This is a genomic window from Ornithinimicrobium sp. CNJ-824, assembly GCF_001942405.1.
Classification (GTDB): domain Bacteria; phylum Actinomycetota; class Actinomycetes; order Actinomycetales; family Dermatophilaceae; genus Ornithinicoccus; species Ornithinicoccus kibberensis.
Genome location: NZ_MKKA01000049.1, coordinates 1 through 1,644, shown reverse-complemented (window position 1 = coordinate 1,644; position 1,644 = coordinate 1). Strand labels below are relative to the sequence as shown.

The 1,644-nt window shown below is 72.1% G+C and carries 1 protein-coding gene; it reads left to right on the top strand.

Annotated elements, in window-relative coordinates; all coding sequences use genetic code 11:
• The first annotated feature begins 147 nt into the window (after positions 1-147).
• The gene (locus tag BJF81_RS12885; protein ID WP_075958689.1) at positions 148-1,233 is read left to right on the top strand and encodes an IS110 family transposase; all 1,086 of its coding nucleotides are present in this window, start codon (positions 148-150) and stop codon (positions 1,231-1,233) included.
• Positions 1,234-1,644: the final 411 nt, after the last annotated feature.

The following is a 1,644-nucleotide window of genomic DNA, read 5'->3' as shown; positions in this document are numbered from 1 at the left end:
GGCAACCCGAACGATCCTTCCTTAGACCGTATGGAGTGACCGCCGCGCCGTGCGGGGGTTGCGGGCCGAGGCCTCCAATACACATGCTCGTGGGTTACCGAGCAGGAGGTTGCCTGCCCGGCCTTTCCACAGGTGTAGGAGGCCCCGGTGTTCACAGAGCGTACGAGTGTCGGCCTGGACGTGCACGCGCGGTCGGTCGCGGCTGCGGCGATCGACGGCGTGACCGGCGAGGTGTTCAAGGCGAGGCTGGTCCCTGACCAGCAGGTCGTGCTGGAGTGGCTGGGTGGCCTGCCCGGGCCGGTCGCGACGGCCTACGAGGCCGGCCCCACCGGTTACGGCCTGGCGCGGGCGTTGCGGGCGGCAGGGGTGCGGTGCGAGGTGGTGGCGCCCTCGAAGCTGGCCCGCCCTTCCGGGGACCGGGTCAAGACCGATGCCCGGGACGCGATGCACCTGGCCCGGCTGCTTCGGCTGGATGAGTACACGCCGGTGCGGGTGCCTACCGAGGCCCAGGAGTCGGCCCGCGACCTGGTCCGTGCCCGGGAGGCCGCCCGGGGCGACCTGATGCGGGCCCGGCACCGGGTGTCCAAGCTGCTGCTGCGCCACGGGATCGTCTACTCCGGCGGGGCTGCCTGGACCGCCAAGCACGACGCGTGGCTGCTGGGCCAGCGTTTCGAGCTGCCCGGGACCCGGACCGCGTTCGAGGACGCCTACGAGAGCGCCGTGCTGGCCAGCGGCCGACGGGACCGCCTGGACGAGCAGGTCGCCGTCCTGGCGACCGAGGGCGAGTACGTGCCCGTGGCGTCCCGGCTGGCGTGCCTGCGCGGGATCTCCACGCTGACCTCGGTCGCCCTGGCCGTGGAGATCGGCGACTGGGACCGGTTCACCGGCTCCAGCATCGGCGCCTACCTCGGCCTGGTCCCCACCGAGTCCTCCTCGGGGACCAGACGCTCCCAGGGCTCGATCACCAAGACCGGCAACACCCATGTGCGCCGGCTGCTGGTCGAGGCGGCCTGGCACCACCGCAAGCCCTACCGACACACCGCGATCCTGCGCCGCCGCTGGGAGCGCGCCACGCCCGCAGCGGTCGCCCGCGCCCAGGCCGGCAACCACCGGCTGCACCGGCGCTGGGTCGGCTACGCCGAGCGCAGGAAGCGCCCCGTCCTGGCCAACGTCGCCGTCGCCCGCGAGCTGGCCGGCTGGTGCTGGTCCCTGGCCGTGCTGCCCGACCAGTAGCGCGCCACCCACAAGCTGACCGTGGGGGTCAGCGACCTGGGCCCGAGCAGCGACCCGCGACGAGGCTATGAGCAGGCACGAGGACCGTCCCAGCGGGGACGGGTCGCCTCGGGCCCACGCTCGATCTCTAGACCGCGGTCCCGCTCCCGCCGAACACACGGCCCTGCGGTAACCAACCCGCGCATATCAGCTTTGACCACGCGTCGCCACCGACACGCTGACCAGGCGCAGACCCCCACGGTCACCCCGACCCGGTAACCTCACGCACAAAGAGCCGAACGCGAGGCTGATCCGGCGCGCCCACTTGACAAACAGACCCTCCATATCAGCCTCGTTGGTGAAGCGAAGGAGCCCAAGGCGATGTGCAGTTCGACGCAACGGCGCCGAACCAGCAAAGCCCGCACAGCGGCA